Annotated in this window: 16 protein-coding genes and 1 pseudogene; 6 read left to right on the top strand and 11 right to left on the bottom strand. The window is 64.8% G+C overall.

What is annotated here, in order from left to right; genetic code table 11:
• Positions 1–21: 21 nt before the first annotated feature.
• The 5 genes from IT40_RS18010 to IT40_RS17990 form a co-directional block, all read right to left on the bottom strand.
• On the bottom strand, positions 22–1,551 hold the full coding sequence (locus tag IT40_RS18010; protein WP_243700127.1) for a BCCT family transporter: 1,530 nt from the start codon (positions 1,549–1,551) through the stop codon (positions 22–24).
• Between the two features lie 294 nt (positions 1,552–1,845).
• Positions 1,846–3,033, bottom strand: coding sequence for a formaldehyde dehydrogenase, glutathione-independent (gene fdhA / locus IT40_RS18005; protein WP_036758068.1), 1,188 nt, complete (start codon positions 3,031–3,033; stop codon positions 1,846–1,848).
• A 278-nt stretch (positions 3,034–3,311) separates the two neighbouring features.
• Positions 3,312–4,427 carry an FAD-binding oxidoreductase gene (locus IT40_RS18000; RefSeq protein WP_036758067.1) on the bottom strand — a complete coding sequence of 372 codons (1,116 nt, stop codon included), beginning with the start codon at positions 4,425–4,427 and terminating at the stop codon, positions 3,312–3,314.
• Between the two features lie 4 nt (positions 4,428–4,431).
• Positions 4,432–5,568 (bottom strand): aromatic ring-hydroxylating dioxygenase subunit alpha, encoded by a 1,137-nt coding sequence (locus IT40_RS17995; RefSeq protein ID WP_341802565.1) that lies wholly within the window; start codon positions 5,566–5,568, stop codon positions 4,432–4,434.
• A gap of 345 nt (positions 5,569–5,913) precedes the next feature.
• Positions 5,914–6,996, bottom strand: coding sequence for a GlxA family transcriptional regulator (locus tag IT40_RS17990; RefSeq protein ID WP_052096121.1), 1,083 nt, complete (start codon positions 6,994–6,996; stop codon positions 5,914–5,916).
• A 390-nt stretch (positions 6,997–7,386) separates the two neighbouring features.
• On the opposite strand from IT40_RS17990, the gene IT40_RS17985 reads away from it, so the two are divergent.
• The 4 genes from IT40_RS17985 (at position 7,387) to IT40_RS17970 (ending at position 12,721) form a co-directional block, all read left to right on the top strand.
• The gene (locus IT40_RS17985; RefSeq protein ID WP_036758025.1) at positions 7,387–8,142 is read left to right on the top strand and encodes an electron transfer flavoprotein subunit beta/FixA family protein; all 756 of its coding nucleotides are present in this window, start codon (positions 7,387–7,389) and stop codon (positions 8,140–8,142) included.
• A 15-nt stretch (positions 8,143–8,157) separates the two neighbouring features.
• Positions 8,158–9,090, top strand: coding sequence for an electron transfer flavoprotein subunit alpha/FixB family protein (locus IT40_RS17980; RefSeq protein WP_036758024.1), 933 nt, complete (start codon positions 8,158–8,160; stop codon positions 9,088–9,090).
• 34 nt (positions 9,091–9,124) lie between these two features.
• A complete protein-coding gene (folD, locus tag IT40_RS17975) occupies positions 9,125–10,009 on the top strand; it encodes a bifunctional methylenetetrahydrofolate dehydrogenase/methenyltetrahydrofolate cyclohydrolase FolD (RefSeq protein ID WP_036758022.1) in 885 nt (294 codons plus the stop codon).
• A 150-nt stretch (positions 10,010–10,159) separates the two neighbouring features.
• Complete coding sequence (locus IT40_RS17970; RefSeq protein WP_036758020.1) at positions 10,160–12,721, top strand: GcvT family protein; 2,562 nt, start codon at positions 10,160–10,162, stop codon at positions 12,719–12,721.
• Between the two features lie 292 nt (positions 12,722–13,013).
• Here IT40_RS17970 and purU read toward each other — a convergent pair whose 3' ends face one another.
• Positions 13,014–13,892, bottom strand: coding sequence for a formyltetrahydrofolate deformylase (purU, locus tag IT40_RS17965; protein ID WP_036758019.1), 879 nt, complete (start codon positions 13,890–13,892; stop codon positions 13,014–13,016).
• 470 nt (positions 13,893–14,362) lie between these two features.
• Here purU and IT40_RS30885 point away from each other — a divergent pair.
• Together IT40_RS30885 and IT40_RS30135 are read left to right on the top strand one after the other, a co-directional pair.
• Positions 14,363–14,854: pseudogene (locus tag IT40_RS30885) on the top strand (AraC family transcriptional regulator); the annotation flags it as partial.
• Positions 14,855–14,878: 24 nt separating this feature from the next.
• Positions 14,879–15,400: a helix-turn-helix domain-containing protein gene (locus tag IT40_RS30135; protein ID WP_243700125.1), complete on the top strand. Its 522-nt coding sequence runs from the start codon at positions 14,879–14,881 to the stop codon at positions 15,398–15,400.
• Here the strand turns inward: IT40_RS30135 and IT40_RS17955 are convergent.
• From IT40_RS17955 to IT40_RS17935, 5 genes are read right to left on the bottom strand one after another with little or no spacing between them, the layout of a single operon-like run.
• Positions 15,369–16,232, bottom strand: coding sequence for an EamA family transporter (locus IT40_RS17955; RefSeq protein WP_036758017.1), 864 nt, complete (start codon positions 16,230–16,232; stop codon positions 15,369–15,371). The genes IT40_RS30135 and IT40_RS17955 overlap by 32 nt on opposite strands.
• A 41-nt stretch (positions 16,233–16,273) precedes the next feature.
• On the bottom strand, positions 16,274–16,942 hold the full coding sequence (locus IT40_RS17950; protein ID WP_052096120.1) for a TetR/AcrR family transcriptional regulator: 669 nt from the start codon (positions 16,940–16,942) through the stop codon (positions 16,274–16,276).
• A 32-nt stretch (positions 16,943–16,974) separates the two neighbouring features.
• Positions 16,975–17,820: a sugar phosphate isomerase/epimerase family protein gene (locus tag IT40_RS17945; RefSeq protein WP_036758015.1), complete on the bottom strand. Its 846-nt coding sequence runs from the start codon at positions 17,818–17,820 to the stop codon at positions 16,975–16,977.
• Complete coding sequence (locus IT40_RS17940; protein WP_036758014.1) at positions 17,820–19,556, bottom strand: hydantoinase B/oxoprolinase family protein; 1,737 nt, start codon at positions 19,554–19,556, stop codon at positions 17,820–17,822. Before IT40_RS17940 ends, IT40_RS17945 begins: the two co-directional genes overlap by 1 nt.
• 11 nt (positions 19,557–19,567) lie before the next feature.
• On the bottom strand, positions 19,568–21,652 hold the full coding sequence (locus IT40_RS17935; protein ID WP_208021276.1) for a hydantoinase/oxoprolinase family protein: 2,085 nt from the start codon (positions 21,650–21,652) through the stop codon (positions 19,568–19,570).
• Positions 21,653–21,804: the final 152 nt, after the last annotated feature.

The following is a 21,804-nucleotide window of genomic DNA, read 5'->3' as shown; positions in this document are numbered from 1 at the left end:
CGACAGGGTCCGGGCAACCGATTATGGATGATGGCGTTCCTTCAAGCCGCCGGTATGGGGGTCTATTTCCTCAAAATGGCCATGCACTTCGATATCGTCCAACAGCCCCTTCCACAGCGATGCGCAAAGCCCGACCATGACCACGAGAAATGGCGCGGCCGCGATGATGGAAGCGGTCTGCAGGCCGCCCAGCCCGCCGACGACCAGCAGGATCGAGGCCGAGGCGCCGGCCAGCAATCCCCAAAGCACGACAATGCCGGCACGCGGATGGATCGTCCCGAACGAGGACAGCATTCCCATCACGACCGAAGCGGCATCGGCGCCCGATACGAAGAAGATGGCGACAAGGAACATGGCCACGGAAGAGGTAAAGGCATGCAGCGGATATTGCTCGAGCAAGGCAAAAAGGGAAACCTGCTCGCCTTTTCCGGCAATGGCCTCGACCAGCCCGCCCGGTCCGGTCAGTTCCGAGAAAAGCGCGCTGCCGCCCATGACGGTGAACCAGACGAAGGTCACGGCGCTGGGGATCAACAGAACCCCGACGACGAATTCCCGGATGGTGCGGCCGCGAGAAATCCGGGCGATGAATACGCCGACAAAGGGCGCCCAGGAAACCCACCAGGCCCAGTAGAAAATCGTCCAGCTTGCAAGCCATTTGCTGTCGCTGAAGGCCGAGGTTCGAAAGGACATGGAAACCAGATCGCTCATGTAAAGGCCCATCGCCTCGATCAACGTATCCAGGATAAAGACCGTCGGCCCCAGCACAGCCAGGAACAGCAGCAACATAAGCGCCGCGACCATGTTGATATTGCTGAGAAACTGGATGCCTCGGCCCACGCCGGAGACCGCGGACAGGATGAACAGCACGGAAAGGACCGCGATGATGGTCAGCGCAATGGTCGGGGATTCTCCGGTATTCCAGAGATAGTTCATTCCGCTGTTGATCTGCTGCGCGCCAAGGCCAAGGGATGTCGCGGTTCCGAACAAGGTGGCGATGATCGCCAATATGTCGATCATGCGCCCCATCGGCCCATGGATGCGGTCCCCCAGCAAGGGGTGGAAAGCGCTGGAAACCAGCGTGGGAAGGTCGCGGCGATAGCTGAAATACGCCATTGCCAATCCAGCCATCGCATAGATTGCCCAAGGGTGCAGGGCCCAATGGAAATAGGCGTATTGCATGGCCACCAGCGCGGCTTCCTGGGTCTGGGGCTCGGCCAGGCCGTGCGGGGGCGTGCCGAAATGGCTGATCGGCTCGGCCACGCCCCAGAACATGAGGCCGATGCCCATTCCGACGCTGAACATCATGCAAACCCATGACCGGGTCGAGAATTCGGGCTTTTCGTCATCGTGGCCCAGCTTGATCCGGCCAAATCGGCTGAATGCCAGGAATATCGCAAAGGCAAGGAAAAACGCCGTGGAAATGACGAAACTCCAGCCGAAAACCCGGATGATCCAATTCAATGTGGCAGATGCGACGGCAGCCAGGCTGTCTGGACCCAGGACTCCCCACGTCACGAATCCTCCCGCGACGGCCAGCGCTGGCCAGAACACGCCAGGGTTTATCCTTCGTGATCCACTTGGTTGCATAGCTTCCTCCTCCAGAACTGAGCAACGATTTCTTGCCCACCTCTACTTCCTGAACGAAAATCGATAAATTTTCCTGCCTTACCGGCCCTTTCGTCGCAGTTTTACGGCTGTTGCGTCGCACCTATTTGGGCGATCCGAAGCCTTGGATTTCGCCCTCTCTCTCGCTTGAACTCGTTTCATGGCTGCAAGACGATATGGACATGAAAAGGCTGCGCTTCGCTTATGGAAACGCAGCCTCCCTTCAATTTTATTCAGCCTTCAGGCCGCTTTCAGCATGTCATGCGGATCAAGGACAAACTTGACGGCCGCGCCCTGATCGAAGGTTTCATAGCCCTGGGCCGCATCCTCCAGGGAAATGATCTTCGCATTGACGATATCGGCAATCGGCAGGCGGTCATGCAGGATCGCCTGCATCAGCTGGCGATTGTATTTCAGCACCGGGGTCTGCCCGGTATGGAACGACTGCGCCTTGGCCCAGCCCAGCCCGAAGCGGAGCGACAGGCTGCCCTGCCTGGCGGCGCTATCGACCGCGCCCGGATCCTCGGTCACATAGAGGCCGGGGATGCCGATCGAGCCGGCGGCGCGGGTGATCTCCATCATCTGGTTCAGCACGATGGCCGGCTGCTCGCCGCCGGAATGGCCGCGCGCCTCGAAGCCCACCGCGTCGATGGCGCTGTCCGCCTCGTTCGTGCCGACCACATTCGCGATCAGGTCGCCCAGGCGGTCGCTTTTGCCCAGGTCGATCGGCTCGAAGCCCACCTTGGCGGCATGGGCCAGGCGGTCGGGGTTGAAATCGCCGATCATCACAACCGCCGCGCCAAGGATCCGGGCCGAGGCCGCCGCCGCCAGCCCGACCGGACCGGCACCGGCCACATAGACCACCGAGCCCACGCCGACGCCGGCCTTGACCGCGCCGTGAAAGCCGGTGGGCAGGATGTCCGACAGCATCGTCAGGTCACGGATCTTGGCCATCGCCCGGTCGCGATCGGGCAGCTTCAGCAGGTTGAAGTCCGCATAGGGCACCATCACGTAGCGGGCCTGCCCGCCGATCCAGCCGCCCATGTCCACATAGCCATAGGCGCCGCCGGCGCGCTCGGGGTTGACCGTCAGGCAGACACCCGTGTCCTGCGACTTGCAGGTGCGGCAGCGACCGCAGGCGACGTTGAAGGGAACCGAGACGATGTCGCCGATCTCCAGCATCTCGACATCGCTGCCCTTCTCGATCACCTCGCCGGTGATCTCGTGGCCCAGGACCAGTCCGGGTTGCGCGGTCGTCCGCCCCCGCACCATATGCTGGTCCGAGCCGCAGATATTGGTCGAGATGACCTTCAGGATCACGCCATGCTCGATGCGGCGGCCGTTGGGCGCCTCCAGCCTTGGGTCCGCAATGTCCTGAACCTCGACCTTGCCGGGTTCCATGTAAACGACACCCCGATTTCTGCTCATGATCGCCCACTCCTCCATTGATCCAGGGTTGCGGCGGCACCTCTCCTCGCGCAGCGACAGGCCACGCCCGCCAAGGCCGGGAAATGCGCGCGCCGAATGTCGTTACGTGACCACAGTCCGCGGGCCGGCGGCTATCACGATAGCGAAGTCGAATTTCGCGAATCTGGAATTCTCGCGCTGCCGGCGATCCCTTGCGCAGCCGCCGCATGTTCGCCTGCGCCGCCACGAAGCACGGGCCGGAACCCATCCGGCAACCTTCGGCGCGGCATCGGCCACCTTCACGCCTCGACCTCTAGCTTTCCAAGCGGCCGCGAGCAGCAGGCAAGGATGTAGCCCTCCTCGATTTCCTCGTCGAGGATCCCGCCGTTGTGGTTTATTTCCACCTCGCCCGAGAGCTTCAGGATCTTGCAGGTTCCGCAAAGGCCGGATTCGCAAGCGGCGGGGATGCGCACCCCCGCCGCGCGCGCGGCCTGAAGAACGGTCTGCCCCGGAAGGCATTCGCCCTCGACCCCGGACATGGTGAAGCTGACCGCGGTGACGCCCGTGCCCTCGACGCCGTCCACGCCATCGGGCGTGAAGACGACCGGCTCGGTGGGGGCCTCCTTGGGCGGCTCGCCGAAGCTTTCCTGGTGATAATGCGCCATGTCGAAACCGGCATCGCGCAGCAGATCCCGGATATCCTGCATGAAGGGTTCCGGGCCGCAGCAGAACACCTCGCGCTCAAGCAGGTCGGGCGCGAAAAGCGGCAGGCGGACCGCGTCGATTCGGCCCAGGTGCCCGGCCCAGCTTTTGTGAAGCGACCGCTCATGCACGATGAAGCCAAGCGACAGGGCGGGCATGCGATGGCTGAGCAGCTCAAGCTCCTGCCGGAAGATCAGCTCCTCGGGCCGCCGGGCGCAATTGACGAAGGCGACGTCGGTGCCCGGCGCGCAATCGGAAAGCCAGCGCAGCATGGACATCATCGGCGTGATGCCCGAACCGGCCGAGATGAACAGGTATTTCGAGGCGGAATGCGCGAAAAGCGTGAAATGCCCCGCCGGCCCATAGGCCTTGACCAGGCTGCCGGGCTTGAGGTTCTGGAACATCCAGCGCGTGCCGATGCTGGTCGGCTGCGCCTTGACCGTGACCGAAATCGAAAACGGCCGCGAGGGCGTGGACGACAAGGTGTAGGTCCGCATCAGCGGACCGTCGTCGGCGGGCAGATCAAGGGTGATGAACTGTCCCGGCTTGTATTTGAACCAGGTCTGCGCATCGGACCGGAAGGTGAAGGTCTTCACCTCCGGCGCCTCGTCGGTGACGCTGACCACCTCCAGAACCTGGAGGCGGTCGTTCCACGGCGTCATCTCGTCGAGGTGGCGATAGACGTGGTGATCCGTCGGTTGGCCTGCCTGCATCACCTTATGCGACACTCTTCAGGGGCCTCGGGTCGCTGCCTTCCAGACGCGATCCCATGAAGGTCTTGTACCATTCGACGAACTGGATGACGCCGCCCTCGTGCAATTCGGAATAGGGGCCCGGCTCATAGGCGGGGGATTCGATGCCGCGGGCGTTTTCCTCGACGATCTGGCGGTCCTGGTCGTTGGTGTAGGTCCAGACATGGGTCAGGCGTTCGACGTCGTAGTCCACCCCCTCGACGGCATCCTTGTGGACCAGCCACTTGGTCGTGACCGCGGTCTGGTTCGGGCCGATCGGGGTGACGCGGAACGTCACCGCATGGTCCATCAGGACATGGTTCCAGGTGGTCGGATAATGGAACAGCATCAGCGCGCCGATATGGTCGGCCCGGACATCCGACAGCGTGCGGCCGACGGCGGGCTTGCCGTCCATGGTATAGCTGACCGCATCGCGCAGCAGCGGCGACCGGATCGCCCGGAACTGGCCGCTTTCATGCATGTGGAAACGCGCGGGCAGCCCCGCAGCCTCGCATTTGTCCCAATGCGCGGCCATTTCCGGGTCATCGGCGCCGCCGGATACGCCGGTGACGTTCGGCGCCTCGGGATAGGTGCGGCAAAGCTCGGGGTGGTTGGCCGCGCAATGATAGCATTCGCGGTTGTTTTCCCACACCAGCTTCCAGTTGCCTTCCTCGATGATGGTCGTCTCATGCGCGACCTTCGCCTCCAGCAGGTTGTGGGGGGCGAAGTAGGGCTCCATCAGCGCGCGGAACGGCTGGAAGTCGGCCGGCTCCTTGGCAAGGCAGATGAAGATGTAGCCGGCCACGGTCTCGCAGGCGACCGGCTTGAGCGAATGCGCCGAGGTATCGAAGCCTTCCGCCATCTGGCGCGCGAAAAGCAGCTTGCCGTCCAGGTCGTAGGTCCATTGGTGATAGGGGCAGACCAGCTTGGCCGCAGTCCCCTTGGCCTGGGTGCAGACGCGGCTGCCGCGGTGGCGGCAGGCGTTGTGGAATGCCCGGATGTCGCCGTTGCGGTCGCGCACGACGACGACCGGATAAGACCCGATCTGCAGGGTGAAATAATTGCCGGGCTTGGGAATTTCGCAGTTATGGCCGGCAAACAGCCAGTCACGATACCAGATCATCTCAAGATCGATCTGGAAAAACCCGGGATCCTTGTAAAAGGCCTGGGGCAAGGAATACCCGAATTGGTGCATTCGGATCATGTTCAGCATTTCACTTCGTATATCCATATCGTGGCTTCTCCCTGCACGACCATTCCCGCAAGCGCATGCAATGGGTAAATCCCGACACGAGCTTGCATTCCCCCGAGCGGCGCGGTTCATTCGCTGGCTGCTGGAAGGGAACTTACCCGATACGGAATCGGCAGGTTGGCATCTTAACGACGCAAGTCCGGCGCAAACATATCAGCGCGCCTTATCCGCCCCGGCCGCGATTCGCCCAAAGCGCGCGGCAGCAAGGCGGCGCAGCTAGAGCCCCTTGGGAACATGCGCGGGGCCGTCCCCCTCGGGTGCCTCGCCCAGGCCCATGCTGCGCACGTCCTGGGGCGTGCAACCGTAGAGGCGGCGGAACATGCGGCTGAGGTGCGAGGAATCGCAAAAGCCGCATTCGACCGAGATCATGGCGATCGTCTTGTTGCTGGACACCAGCAGGTGCCGGGCCAGCGCCAGCCTGAGACCCATGAACGCAGCCTGGGGCGAGGTGTCCAGCGCCGCGCGGAAATGCCGTTCCAGCCGGCGCTTGCTGTGCCCCATGCGCTGCGCGATCTCGGACACGGAAAGCGGCGTGTCGATATGCTGCTGCATGATCAGCAGCGCGCGCTGGACCAGCGGATCATCGGTGCGCAGGCCGATGGGGATGCCCGGCTGGGGCTTGTCCGCCTGCAGGACGCCGTCGATGATCATGATGTGCAGGCTCTTGTTCGCCTGCGAGCGGCCGACGTGCTTTTCCACCAGATAGGCCGCAAGATGGGCGGAACTGGCCCCGCCGGAACAGGTCAGCCTGTCGCGATCCACCACGAAGATCTGGTCCGAGACGTGATCCAGGCCCTGGAACTGTTCAAGGAAATCCGCGCTGTGGAACCAGCTCACGCAGCATTTGTAGCCATCGAGCAATCCCGCCCGGTGCAGCACGAAGGCGCCCGAGCACACCCCGATCAGCGGCACGCCGGCGGCGGCCGCCCGGTGCAGATAGGTCTTGTAGGCATGGCTGACGTTCTCGAGCGCGTCGGTCAGGCCGCCGACCACGGCGATATAGTCGAATCGCGTCGGATCGCCCAGCTTCTCGTGCGGCTGCACGGCAACGCCGCAACTGGACATCACCACGTCCATCGTGTCCGAAAGCACCGACCAGCGGCACAGGATGGGACGGCTGCGGTCCCCCTCGTCGGCGGCCAGCCGCAGCACGTCGACGAAGTTCGCAAAGGCGCATAGCGTGAACTGCCGGGTCAGGAGGAAGCCGACCGAAAGCCGGGGGCCAGCCTCCCTTGGCCGCAGGGATCCCTTGGCGACAGGGTAGGAACGGGAATGCCCTTCTCTCACGCCGACACCCATCTTCGATCTCCGATGATGCGCCCCATGGCTGGGTTTGTCGTAGCCATCTTGCTTGACCGGCGCAATTGTTCTTCTCGATCCCCGTTTTCGTCGCAATAGTCCGACGAACATTGCCGGGAACGCCACGGTCGCCACAGAGGATTCTGCACGAAAGGCAGGCCCGGCCGGCGACGGGGTGCCGCTTAGCTTCCGAAGCCGTCGGGAAGCAAGGGGAATCCGCGGCGGTCGGGAATGCGCAGCAAAGGGGGAACACTTGCGCTACAGGCTTCTACCCTATCCCGTGGCCGGGTCGTCCGGGCCGGCGGCCGCCGCCGCGGGGCCGGCCAGGCTTGCCGCAAGGGGCGCCTGCCCCGCCCTCCTCTGCCTCAACATCTGGGAAAGGACCGCAAGATGAAAGTATTGGTGCCCGTCAAGCGGGTGGTCGACTTCAACGTCAAGATCCGGGTCAAGGCCGATGGGACCGGCGTCGATCTGTCGAACGTGAAGATGTCGATGAACCCCTTCGACGAAATCGCCGTGGAAGAGGCGATCCGCCTGAAAGAGGCGGGCAAGGCCGAAGAGGTCGTCGTGGTCTCGATCGGCCCGGCGCAAGCCCAGGAGACGCTGCGCACGGCCCTAGCCATGGGCGCGGATCGCGCCATCCTGATCAAGGTCGAGGACATGGTCGAACCCCTGGCCGTCGCCAAGCTGCTGAAGGCCGTGGCGGATGCCGAAGGCCCGCGGCTGGTCGTCCTGGGCAAGCAGGCCATCGACGACGACGCCAACCAGACCGGGCAGATGCTGTCGGCCCTGCTGGGCTGGTCGCAGGCGACCTTCGCCTCGGCGGTCGCGCTTGAGGGCGACAAGGCTCGTGTCACGCGCGAGGTCGACGGCGGCCTGCAGGTGATCGAGGTCGCCCTGCCCGCCATCGTCACCGCCGACCTGCGCCTGAACGAGCCGCGCTATGCCAGCCTGCCCAATATCATGAAGGCGAAGAAGAAGCCGCTCGAGGAAAAGACCCCGGCGGATTACGGCGTGAACGTCGATGCGCGCCTGAAGGTGCTGAAAACCGAGGAACCGGGCACACGTAAGGCCGGCGTCAAGGTCGCCAGCGTCGCCGAGCTGCTGGACAAGCTGAAGAACGAAGCCGGCGTTCTGCAATTCTGATCGGAGAGAAATCCCATGGCCATCCTGCTTTTCGCCGAACACGACAATGCTGCCCTGTCCGACCAGACCGCGCGCACGCTGACCGCCGCCCGCCGGATCGGCGGCGAGATCGACATCCTGGTGGCCGGCAAGGGCGCCGCCGCCGTGGCCCAGGCCGCCTCGGCCTTCCAGGGGGTCCGCAAGATCCTGCTGGCCGAAGCCGATGCGCTGGAGCATCGCCTGGCCGAGCCCGCCGCCGCGCTGATCGTTTCGCTGGCCGGCGACTACGACACCGTGATCGCCCCGGCGACCACCACCGGCAAGAACGTCCTGCCGCGCGTGGCCGCGCTTCTGGACGTGATGCAGGTTTCGGAAATCGTCGAGGTCGTCTCGGCCGACACGTTCAAGCGGCCGATCTATGCCGGCAACGCCATCCAGACGGTGCAGGCGACCGACGGCAAGAAGGTGATCACCGTGCGGACCTCGGGTTTCGAGGCGGCGCAGGCCGAGGGGGGCAGCGCCCCGGTCGAAACCATCGGCGCGACGGCCGACCCGCGCCTGTCCGGCTTTGTCGAAAACCGCCTCTCGGAAAGCGAGCGCCCCGAGCTGGCCTCGGCCCGCATCATCGTCTCGGGCGGCCGCGCCCTGGGCTCGGAAGAAAGGTTCCGCCAGGTGATCCTGCCTGTCGCCGACAAGCTCGGCGCCGCGGTCGGCGCCTCGCGCGCGGCTGTGGACGCGGGCTATGCCCCGAACGACTGGCAGGTCGGCCAGACCGGCAAGGTGGTCGCGCCCGAGCTTTACGTCGCCTGCGGCATTTCCGGCGCGATCCAGCACCTGGCCGGGATGAAGGACAGCAAGGTCATCGTCGCCATCAACAAGGACGAGGACGCCCCGATCTTCCAGGTTGCCGATTACGGCCTGGTCGCCGACATCTTCGATGCGCTGCCGGAGTTGGAGCGCGCGCTCTGACCCCGCCGGATCGCTTGGCACGAGGAGGATGCCCATGACGGCACAGACAATCGACGGGAAGGCCCATGCCGACGGCCTTGGCGCCCGGATCAGCGGCGCCATTCCCTCCTTTCGGGAACAGACGGGCCGGCCGCCGGGCCTTGCCGTGGTCCTGGTCGGCACCGATCCGGCCAGCGAGGTCTATGTCAGCAGCAAGGGCCGGATGGCCCGCAAGCTGGGCATGGCAAGCTTCGAGCATATCCTGCCCGAAGCCACCACCCAGCAACAGCTTCTGGACCTGATCGCGCAGTTGAACGCCGATGACAGCGTCGATGGCATCCTGGTCCAGTTGCCGCTGCCCGCGCACCTGGATTCCCTGCCGGTGATCGAGGCGATCGATCCCGCCAAGGACGTGGACGGGCTGCACCCGTCCAGCGCGGGCCGCCTGGTGTCGGGGCTGCCCGGCCTCGTCTCATGCACGCCCCTGGGATGCCTGATGCTGCTCCGGTCGCAGCTTGGCAACCTTTCGGGGCTGGATGCCGTGGTGGTGGGCCGCTCGATCCTGGTGGGCAAGCCGATGGCGCAGCTGCTGCTGGCCGAGAACTGCACCGTGAGCATGGCCCATTCCCGCACCCGCGACCTGCCGGGAAAGATCCGCCAGGCCGACATCGTGGTCGCGGCCGCGGGCCAGGCCGAGATGATCAAGGGCGACTGGATCAAGCCGGGGGCGACGGTGATCGATGTCGGCACCAGCCGCATCGTCCGCGACGGCCGGAAGACGCTGGTGGGGGATGTCGAGTTCGCCTCGGCCTGCGGGGTCGCGGGGGCGATCACCCCGGTTCCCGGCGGCGTCGGCCCGATGACGATCATGTGCCTGATGCACAATACGCTGCTTGCCGCCTGTCGGCGCAAGGCGCTGGCCGAGCCACGGCTATGGTAGCGGCCCTGACGGCACATGCATCGACAACTGGACAAGGCATGACCCGCTTTGCGGGCCATGCCGTCGCATTTGGGCAGCCCGGCTGCGCCTGCTGGCGGTCACGGGAACCCTTTCGTCACAATCTCCCTTCAGACATCGAGAGGACAGAACATGTCGGGATTTCCTGATAGAGCGCGGGTGGTCATCGTCGGCCTTGGCGGCATCGTGGGCGCCTCGGTCGCGCATCACCTGATCGAGCGCGGCTGGGACGATATCGTCGGCATCGACAAGTCGGGCATCCCGACCGATATCGGCTCGACCGCGCATGCGTCGGATTTCTGCTTTGCGACCAGCCACGATTTCCTCAGCACCTGGACCACGCTCTATTCCATCGATTTCTTCGAGAAGATGGGCCATTACGCCAAGGTCGGCGGGATCGAGGTCGCGCGGGTGGGCGACGAGACGCGCATGAACGAACTCAAGCGCAAGGTCGCCTCGGGCAAGGCCTTCGGCACGCGGGCGACGATGATCAGCCCCGCCGAGGTCAAGGCGAAATTCCCGCTGGTCGAGGAAGACCAGATCCAGGGCGCGCTGTGGGATCCCGACGCGGGGCTGGTGGTGCCGCGCTCGCAGACCGTGGCGGGCAAGCTGGTCGACCAGGGCGTGGCCTCGGGCAAGCTGCGGGCCTTCGCCAATTGCCCGGCCACCTCGCTGGTGATCGAGGACGGGCGCATCCGGGGCGTCGTCACCCCGCGCGGCACCATCATGGCCGACCTGGTCATCGTCTGCGCCGGCCTCTGGGGCCGCCTGATCGCCGAGATGGCGGGCGAGGATCTGCCGGTCTTTCCGGTCGACCATCCGCTGACCTTCTTCGGGCCCTACGACGAGTTCGAGAATACCGGCAAGGAGATCGGCTATCCGCTGCTGCGCGACCAGGGCAACTCGGCCTATCTGCGCGACACGGGCGACCCCAAGACCACCGAGGGCGGCCAGATCGAATGGGGCTATTACTACGAATCGGACCCGCGCCTCTGCCATCCGCGCGACATCCTGGAAAAGGAATACGCCCGCCTGTCGCCCTCGCAGCGCGACCTGGAGCTGGACGATGTGCTGTCGCCGCTGGAACGCGCCATCGAGCTGACCCCGATCCTGGGCGAGCTGGGCTATAACGAAAGCCATTCCTTCAACGGCCTCTTGCAGACCACCACCGACGGCGGGCCGTCCATCGGCGAAAGCCAGAAGGTGCGCGGGCTGTGGTATGCCGTGGCGATCTGGGTCAAGGACGCGCCCGGCATGGCCAAGCTGGTGGTGGACTGGATCACCGACGGGCGCACCGGCATCGACCATGCCAGCATCGACTATTCGCGATTCAACCCCTTCGCATTGCAGGAAAAGTTCATCGAGGAGCGCTGCATCGAGACGGCGGCCAAGATCTACAACCCGCCGGTCCACCCGCGCGAACCATTCGCCGGCGGCCGCGGCATCCGCCGCTCGCCCTTCTACGAGCGCGAGGTGGAGCTGGGCGGCTACTTCATGGAGCTGGGCGGCTGGGAACGCGCCCATGGCTATGCCGCCAACGAACACCTGCTGGAGAAATACGCCGACCAGGTGCCGGTGCGCGAGCATGAATGGGACAACCGCCATTTCTGGCGCGTCTCGAATGCCGAGCATCTGGAGATGAGCGCAGATTGCGGCATCATCAACCTGTCGCATTTCCACATGACCGACATTGCCGGCCCCGATCACGTCGAACTGCTGGAATGGCTCTGCGCCGCCAAGATCGGCGGCGAGGGCAATATCGGCAAGGGGATCTACACCCATTTCCTCGATGACGAGGGCAATGTGCGCGCCGATTTCACCGTGTTCCGCCTGGCCGACCGCTGCCGGCTGGTCAACGGCGCCGATGCCGGGCCGCGCGACCTGAACTACATGCGCCGCGTGGCGCAGGACCGGGGCCTGGACGTCGCCATCGCCGACGTGACCGAGCAGTTCATCACCATCGGCATCTGGGGTCCGAACGCGCGGGTGAACCTGCAAAAGGTGGTCGAGGATCCGGCGGGGCTGGAAAAGGACGCCTTCCCTTTCGCCGCCATCAAGCCGATCCGCATCGCCGGCCACGACGTGACCGCCTTCCGCATCTCCTATGTCGGCGAGCAGGGCTGGGAGCTGCACATGGCCTATGAGGACGGGCTGGCGGTCTGGGACGCCTTGCGGTCCGCGGGCGTGATCGCGGTGGGGGTCGAGACCTACGCCAACTCGCGCCGGCTCGAAAAAAGCCTGCGGCTGCAGAACGCCGACCTGCGCACGGAATACAACCTCTACGAGGCCGGCCTGGCCCGTCCCAAGGTCAAGGAGGCCGATTTCCGCGGCAAGGACAAGCACCTGGAGTATCGCGCCCGCGACCACCAGCCGGCGATGCTCTGCACCCTGGTCATGACCGACAACGTGGACAGCAACGGCATCGCCCGCTACCCGGTCGGCATCCTGCCGGTGCAGGATGCCGAGACGGGCGAGGTTCTGGTCGACACCCTGGGCCGGCGGTCCTGGACCAGCTCGATCGTCTACGGCCCGACCATCGGCAGGAACATCGCGCTGGCCTACCTGCCCTGGTCGCATTGCCAGGAAGGCCGCAAGCTGACGGTCGAATACATGGGCGAAACCTTCCCGGTCGAGGTCGCCGCCGTCGGCTACAAGCCCCTCTACGACCCCGAGAACCTGAAGCCCAGAAGCTGATACGCGCCAAGCAGAAGGACCGGGCGAATGCCCGGTCCCCTGATCGCCCGGCCCCTATTCGGCGCGAATGGGCAAAAGAAAATCTGCCGGGTCGGGGTATCGGACGAACCCAAGACCGCATGACGAAAACCGGCCCGGCGCATTGCGCACCGGGCCGGTCTTTCATTCGGTTGCCGCGATCTGGACCTGAGCCCCGCGTTTGATTTCTTGCGCAAGCCGGGCGCTGGACGGAACCGTCAAGGCCAGAGAAACGAGCGGATCATCCCGCGTCGCTCCCTGGCCCTTTTCGTCATTATCCCATGCGCTCCGAGGCATATTCGCCCGGCGATGCGGGAAAGACAACGGTCTTGTTTCCGTTCAGGAAAACCCGGTGATGAATATGGGCATGAACCGCCCGAGCCAGCACCTGCGCCTCGACGTCGCGGCCAAGGCTGACATAATCGGCGGCGCTTTGGGCATGGGTGACGCGGATGATGTCCTGTTCGATGATCGGCCCCTCGTCCAGGTCGGCGGTCACGTAATGCGCCGTCGCCCCGATCAGCCGGACCCCGCGCTCATAAGCCTGCTTGTAGGGGTTGGCGCCCTTGAAACTGGGCAGGAAGGAATGGTGGATATTGATGATCCGGCCCGACATTTCGCGGCACATCTGGTCCGACAGCACCTGCATATAGCGCGCCAGCACGATCAGCTCGGCCCCGGTGTCGCGCACCACCTGCATGATGGCAGCCTCGGCCTCGGGCTTGGTTTCAGGCGTGACGCGGATGCAGTGAAACGGGATGTCCTCGTTCACCACCTGCCTCTGGTAATCGGTATGGTTCGAGATCACCGCAACGATTTCGACCGGCAGTGCCCCGATGCGCGAACGATATAGAAGGTCGTTGAGGCAATGGCCGAAACGCGACACCATCAGGACAACCCTGGCTTTTTGCGACAGGTCGCGGATTTCGTAATCCATCTGGAACTCTCGGGCCGTGGCGGCAAAGCCCTGCGCCAGCCCTTCGCCGTCCCGATCCGACTGAAAGCGCAGCCGCATGAAGAACCGGCCGTTTTCCTGATCGGTGAATTGCGAACTGTCCTGGATGTCGCAGCCGGCAGCGGCCAGATAGCCCGATACGGCGGCAACGATACCCGCGCGCGTCGGACAGGAAACTTTCATCACGTGATTGGTCATATCTTTTCTCTCTCCCCGGAAATCAAGAGCCGGGCAAATCCACGAGAATGCCGCCCTGATTGATTTCGAAGCATTTCAAGATCGGGCTGCGTCGGTTTCGCCCCAGGCCGCAGCGCAAGCCGCGCGACGCCATGAAGCAAGGCATGAAATGCTTCGAAACATGGCATGTCGCGACCCGATGGTTATGGCGTGTCCGAAATGGTTACGACCTGTCCGAATTTCGCGAAAGAACAACTGCGTCATCGAAACGTAACATTGCGCCGCGCTTTTGCGCGATATGGGCGGAAAATGCCCTTGCCGCTTTGCCCCCCCGAAACGTGATAGCCATCCGGTTCGACACGTCCCAAAATTACCGGCACGCCGTCGCAGATGTTATTGGACCCGCGCCGCCGTTAAATTACCTCCCTTGTCCTGGCTGACCCGGCATCTGCATATGCGGGGGTTGCCGTGGCCACGGGGCAACGCTTCACATGAACAAGTTGGCTAACAAAGGAAAAGCGTTCGTATTCCTGCTCATGCCGGAATTCACGCTGCTTGCCTTTTCATCCGCCGTCGAAGCCCTGCGCATGGCGAATGCCGCCATTGGATACGATGTCTATACCTGGAAGGTCGTCGCGCCCCAAGGGGACGAGGTCCAATCCAGTTGCGGCGTGCAAATCCATTGCGACAGCTCGGTCGCGGCTTTGCGTCGCTCGGTGAATGCCTCGATCCGCGATTCGACGGTAATCGTCTGCGGCGGCCTGAATATCCAGACCCATTCCGACAGGGCGACCGAATCCTGGTTGCGCGAATGCAAGCAGAGCGGCTGCATGATCGGAAGCCTTTGCACCGGCGCATATATCCTGGGCCAGGCCAAGCTTCTGGGCGAAAGGAGATGCGTCATCCATTGGGAAAATGCCGCCAGCTTTGGCGAGCAATTCCATGACGCCTCGGTCCGTGCCGCCCTGTTCGAGATCGACAACGGGATCGCGACCTGCGCCGGCGGGATGGCCGCGTTCGACATGATACTCTACCTGATCCAGCAGGAACATGGCGAGGAAATCGTCGCCGCGATCTGCGAGCGCGCGATTGTCGACCGCATCCGCAATCCGGGGCACCGGCAAAGATCCATTCTCACGTCGCATGTCAACAGGCAAAACCAGGTCGTGACAACCTTGATCGAGCGAATGCAGGAATCGCTGACCGATCCGATTCCCGTCAAGGACATATTGTCGGGCATCGGGTTGACGCGCCGCCAGGTCGAAAGGATCTTTCAGCAGGAGCTGCATATTTCCCCCGCCAAATATTACATGAAGCTCAGGCTGGAACGCGCCAGGCTTCTGCTGCACCAGACGAATACCCCGATCGTGGACATCGCCATGGCAAGCGGGTTTTCCTCGGCCTCGCATTTTTCCAAGGCCTATCGGGATTTTTACGGCCATTCGCCTCACAGGACCCGCAAGGGCGCCGGGATCAGGAAGAATGAGCCGGACGGGATCACGCCTTCCCGCCGGAAAGGGACGTCCTGACCGAAAGCCCGATCGACAGGAACACCATCGCCACGCCCAGCCCCTGCTGCGCGTCCAGCGTCTCGTGCATGAGGCCGATGCCCAGAAGCAATGCCACCACCGGGCTGAGGAATGCCAGCACCGAAACCCGGCTGCCCAGCCGCTGCACGCCGCCGACCCAGAGCCAATAGCCCAGGGCGGTCGCGAACAGCACCAGATAGCCCAGGCCTAGGCTGTTGCGCATGTCCCAATGCGCGGGCAGGCCCTCGACCAGCAGGGCAATGGGCAGGATCAGGGCGCCCCCGATCAGCAATTGCCATGCCGTCATCTGCACCGGCGGCGCAAGATCGCGCCAGCGCTCCATCAGCACGATGCCGAGCGCCATGGACAATGCCGCGCCGATACCGGCCAGGACGCCGGCCGGGTCGAAGGCGAGGCCGCCGTTCAGCACCATCAGTCCGACGCCGGCCATGCCCAGCACCGCCAGCGCGATCTGGCCCATCCCCGGCCGCCGCCCCAGCAGCGGCCATGCCAGGAACGCGACCAGCAAGGGCTGGCAGGCGGCCAGCGTGGCGGTGATCCCGCCCGGCAGCCGGGCCGCGCTGATCAGCAGCAAGGCAAAGAACAGGCCGATATTGGTCAGCGCCAGCACGGTGACGGGAAACAGGATGCGGCGCGGCGGCAGGCGCCGGACCAGAAGCAGCAGCAAGAGCCCCGCCGGCAACGCCCGCAGCGCCGAGATCAGCACCGGGTGATCCGTCGGCAATGTCCCGACGAAGACGACATAGGTCGTGCCCCAAAGCATCGGCCCGATGGCGGTGCCGATGAAGCGGCCGGCATTGTGGTCAGCCATGCCAATCCTCGCGGTCGGGATGATCCTTGCCGGCGCGCCGGTCAGCGCGCCAGTTCCGGCGTCCAGTCGCCGGGCTCGGGCTGGCGGGTCAGGTAGCTGATCACCATGTCGACCAGATGTGCCTGCCGATGCTCGATATTCTCGGGCGCGCTCAGCTTTCGGTTGAACAGCATCGACAGCGTGTGCTGGTTCGACAGGTAGAAATAGCCCAGGCCCGAGATCGAGATATACAGTTCGACCGGATCGACGCCCTTGCGGAACACGCCCTGCTCTTCCCCGGCCCGCAGGATCTCGCGCAGGTTTTCCGACAGCCGGTCATACATGCTGCGGATGATCGTGGACTTGGCGATATGCCGGGCGCGATAGAGGTTTTCCGTGTTCAGCATCACGATCACGTCCGGCTCTTCGACGAAGACCCGGAAGGTGTTCTCGCAAAGCCGGATCATCGCGCTGAGCGGGTCGAGCCCGTTCACCGGAACGTCGCTCTGCCGGCGGCGAAGCGTCTCGTAGGTGCGTTCGAGGATGCGGATATACAGATCCTCCTTGCCGCGGAAATAGTGGTAGAGCAGGTTCTTGCTGACCTTGGCCCGCGCCACGATGGCATCCACGCGCGCGCCGTCATAGCCGCGGCGCGCGAATTCGGCCTGCGCCGCCGCGAGGATCTTTTCCTGCGTCCGTATCGCATCCCGGATAGCGGGTTTCTCCGCCATCTGCCCTCCTACCCCTTCCGGCAAAGGGCCGTTCAGCACGGCACCTTCTGCCTTTCCCTCACAAAGGGCGCGCAACGCTCGACCGAAACGGCGACCGTTTCGTTGCCGTCGCGCAACCACCAGTCGAACTTCGAGAACAGCTCGATCTCGAAGGGACCGTCATAGCCGATCTCGTCGAGAAGCGCCTTGCACCCCGCGAAGTCGACCACGCCGTCGCCGATCATGCCCCTGTCATGGTATAGATCGCGGGTCGGCACAAGCCAGTCGCACAGATGGAAGGTCAGGATGTTTTCCGGCCCCGCCTGGCGCAGCCCCGGCAGGAAACCGGCGTCCCACCAGCAATGATAGGTGTCGGCGACGATGCCCGCGCCGTCGCCCAGGCTGCGGCAAAGATCCAGGCAATGCGCAAAGCTGTTGAGACAGCTGCGATCGGCGGCATACATCGGATGCAGGGGCTCGAGGCCCAGCTTGACCCCGACCTGCCGGGCATGGGGCAAAAGCTCTTCCAGCGCGCCGATCACCCGCGACCGCGCCGCCGCCAAATCCTTTTCCCCCGTGGCCAGCCCGCCCGGCACCACGACCAGGCAGGGCGCGCCGATCTCGGCCGCCGCGTCCAGGCGGCGGCGGTTTTCGGCAAGAGCGGCGGCAAAGCCGGCCTTCTCCGCGATATTGACCCAGGCGCTGGTGCAAAGGCAGGGCACGAACAGCCCGGCATCGCGGATCAGCCGGGCGCCCCGCCCGACCCCGGCGGCGTCCAGATAATCCATCCAGACCCCGATCCCGGCCACCCCCTGCCGGGCATAGCCATCGACCGCCTGTTCAAGGGTCCAGTCGCGCGTGGTGATCTGGTTGATCGCAAAGCGGCGCAGATCGGGCATCAGGCCATCTCCGGTTGCAGATTGCGCAGCTCGGCCGTCGCCTTTTCGTCGATGCGGCCATCCTCGATCACGACGCGGTAATGCTCGCGGGCGAAGGCCGGGGTGATCTTGCCGTCCAGCGCATCCTCCAGCACCTGCTCCAGCGGGCGCTGCAACGGGTCGCCATAGCCGCCGCCGCCGGCCTGTTCGTGGCGGATCACGTCGCCCCTGGTGACATTGCGCGTGACCTTGCTGTCCAGCAGCTCGAACGCGCCGCCGTTCAGGCTCAGCAGGTTGCGCGAGGACGCGGCCGGATTGCCACCGAAGAGGCCATAGGGCCGATGCTGGTAACGGTCGGCACGCAGTTGCAGCACCGCATCCTCGGCCAGCAGGCGGTATTGCCGCACCACGCCCAGGCCGCCGCGCTGCCTGCCCGCACCGCAGGAATCGGTGCGCAGCGAATATTCCTCGATGCGGATCGGATAGGTCGATTCCATCAGCTCGACCGGCATGTTCGACATGTTCTGCGACGGGTTGGTGATCGCGTCGATGCCATCCTTGGTGGCACGCGCGCCCAGGGCGCCGTTGATCATGTCGACCATGACGAATGGCTGGCGGGTTTGCCTGTCATAGCCGCCCAGGCAGACCACCGAATTGCCGCCCTCGCCCGCCGCCGCGACGCGGGTCGGCACGATCTTGGACAGCGCGCCCAGCACGGTATCGACCACGCGATAGCCGGTCAGGGCGCGCGCCGCGACCGGCGCCGGGAAATGCGGGTTCAGGAAGCAGCCCTTCGGCGCCGCGATGTCGATGGCGCGATACATGCCCGAATTGTTCGGCACCTCGCTGTCCAGCGTGCAGCGGATCGCCAGGTAGGTGGCCGATTTCACGAAGGACAGGGTCGAGTTGATGGCGCCCTTGACCTGGGGCGAGCTGCCGGTGAAGTCCACCTCCAGGTGGTCGCCCTTGACGGTGATCGTCACCTTGATCGGGATCGGCGCCGGGTCGAAGCCGTCGCCGTCGATGTAATCGGTGAACTCGTAGCTGCCATCGGGCCACTTGGCGATCTCGTTGCGGGTCAGCCGCTCGCCATAGTCCAGGAAGTCGGCAAGGAACTGGTTGAAGACGGGCGCGCCGTATTTGTCGACGATGCGCAGCAATTCGCGCTCGCCAAGCGCACAGGTCGCCAGCTGCGCCTCGATGTCGCCGATGACCAGGTCCGGCAGGCGCACGTTGCGGCCGATGATGTCGAAAACGATGTCGTTGCGGACCCCGCGATCATAAAGCTTCAGCGGCGGCAGGCGCAGCCCCTCCTGGAAGATCTCGGTCGAGTCGCTGGCGTTCGAGCCGGGCACGCGGCCGCCCACGTCGCAATGGTGGCAGATCACCACCGAGAAACCCAGATGTTCGTCGCCATGGAAGATCGGCTTGAACATGAAGATGTCGGGCAGGTGCATGCCGCCTTCATAGGGATCGTTGAAGATGATGACGTCGCCGGGGTGCAGGTCGCCCTGGAACCGCGCCAGCAGCGCCTCCATCGCGTCGGGCACGGCGCCCAGGTGCAGCGCCACGGTCTTGGCCTGCGCCAGGATGCGGCCCTTGGCGTCGCACATGGTGGTGGAATAATCCAGCACGTCGCGGACGATGGGCGAACGCGCGGTCCGCATCACCGTATAGGCCATGTCGTCGACGATGGATTCGACGGCGCTTTTCAGCACGGCAAAGGTGATCGGGTCGTTGGCGGAAATCTCGGCCATGACGGCGCTCCTTACGAAAGGCGGATGTGAAGGTTCAGGAAATCGTCGCGCTCGACGGTGGCGGCCGGCGGAACGACGACGGTCGAGTCGTTCGATTCCAGGACGACCGGGCCGGTCAGCTTGCGCGGCGAGCGGGTGCGGTCATAGACCGGGGTTTCGATCCAGCCGGCATCCTTGCCGAAATAGACCTTGCGCCGCGAGACCGGCCCCGCCTCTTCGTGATCCGGCGCCGAGAGCTTGCGGAAATCCAGCCGCCCCTGGCGCAGCCCGCGGCCGGTCATGCGGATGCCGACCACCTCGACCGCGTCGGACGACACATAGCTGTAGATCGAGCGATAGGTTTCCAGGAAATCCTCGCGCACGCGGGCCGGATCGAAGGGTTCGGCAAAGGGGATCGCCAGCGACATTTCCTGGCCGCGAAAGCGCATGTTCGCCTCGGGCAGCAGTTCCATCGCCTCCTCGGGGATGCCCTCCTCGCGCAGGTTGGCGATGGCCTGCCGGCGCAGATCCGCGGTCGCGGCGGCAAGGTCTTGCAGGTCCACATCCTCGACCACGCGACCGATGGGGGCGGTGAAATAGCGCTCGATGTCGCCCGAAAGCATGCCCATGGCGGTAAAAACGCCGGGCGTGGCCGGGATCAGCAGCTTGTCCATCGACAGGAGCGAGGCGATGGCGGCGGCATGCACGGGGCCCGAGCCGCCGATGGCGACCAGGGTGAAGTCGCGCGGGTCCACGCCGCGCTCGACAGTCACGGCGCGGATGGCGCGGGCCATGTTGGCGTTCACCACCTCGCGGATGCCATGGGCGGCCTCGGTCGCCTCAAGGCCAAGCGCGTCGCCCAGCCGGGCGGCGATGGCGGCCTCGGACGCGGCCTTGTCCAGGTGGCGCGCGCCGCCGGCCAGTTCCTCGGGCAGGTAGCCCAGCACCAGGTTCGCATCCGTCACCGTCGGCGCCTCGCCGCCAAGGCCGTAGCAGACCGGCCCCGGATCGGCCCCGGCCGAGAGCGGCCCGACCCGGATCAGCCCGGCGCTGTCCAGCGCGGCGATCGAGCCGGCGCCGCTGCCCACCTCGGCCACGTCGACGGTCGGCACGCTCATCATGTAGCCCCCGGCCTTGATGAAGCGCGAAGGCGTCGAGATCCCGGCGCGGAATTCGTATTCGCTGACCCGGCTCAACTCGCCGCCATTGACCAGCGTGGCCGAGGCGGTGGTGCCGCCCATGTCGAAGATGACCAGGTTTTCCTGGGCCAGCGCCTCGCCCAGGCGGGCACCGCCGACGGCGCCGGCCGCCCGTCCCGACGAGATGAAGAACACCGGCTTCTCGCAGGCCGTCTCGGCCGAGGCCAGCGCGCCGTTCGAGTTGCTGACCAGCAGCGGCGCATTCACGCCCAGCCTTCTGATGCCGGTCTGCAGGCGCTGCAGATAGGCGGCCAGGACCGGCCCGACATAGGCGTTCACCACCGTGGTGCTGGTGCGCTCGTATTCCTTGGCCTCGGGCAGGACCGAGACCGAGGTGGTGATCTGGACCTTGGGGAAGCGCGCACGGATCAGTTCCTCGGCGCGCTGTTCATGGACGGGATTGCGATAGCTGTTCAGGAAGCAGACGGCGATGGAGTCCACCCCCGCCTCGACCAGGGCGGCGGCGGCGGCGATGACGCTTGCCTCGTCCAGCGGCGTGATGACGGTGCCGTCGGCGGCGATGCGCTCCTGCGCCTCCAGCCGGTGCCGGCGCGGGATCAGCGGCGCGGGCTTGTCCCATTGCAGGTCGAACATGTTCGGCGTGCGCAGCCGGCCGATCTCCAGCACGTCGCGGAATCCGGCCGTGGTGATCAGGCCGGCCCGCGCGCCGACCTTTTGCAGCAGCGTGTTCGAGCCGACGGTGGTGCCATGCACGATCTCGCGCACATCGGCGACAGAGATGCCCGAATCCCGCACCAGGTCCGAGATGCCGGCGATCACCGCCTCCTCGGGGGCCGCGGGGGTCGAGGGCACCTTGGCATGATAGAGCCGCCCGTCGCCCTCGATCATCACGAGATCGGTGAAGGTGCCGCCGATGTCGACGCCGATTCGCGCAGTTCTGGTCGCTGAAACCGTCATGATTCCCATCCTTGTTGGACTAGTTGGTTAGTTTAGTAACACGCAGGTTTCCGAACCGACAAGCGATTTTTTATTCTATATATTACAGTATATTACTGATGTTTTTCGCCGGATACGCTAAAGAAACTTGATTACAATTGGACTAGTAGTGC

This window comes from Paracoccus versutus (assembly GCF_000763885.1).
In the GTDB taxonomy this organism is placed as follows: domain Bacteria; phylum Pseudomonadota; class Alphaproteobacteria; order Rhodobacterales; family Rhodobacteraceae; genus Paracoccus; species Paracoccus versutus.
Note: the sequence above shows the minus strand (reverse complement) of the source record. Positions and strands in the feature narration are given on the sequence as shown.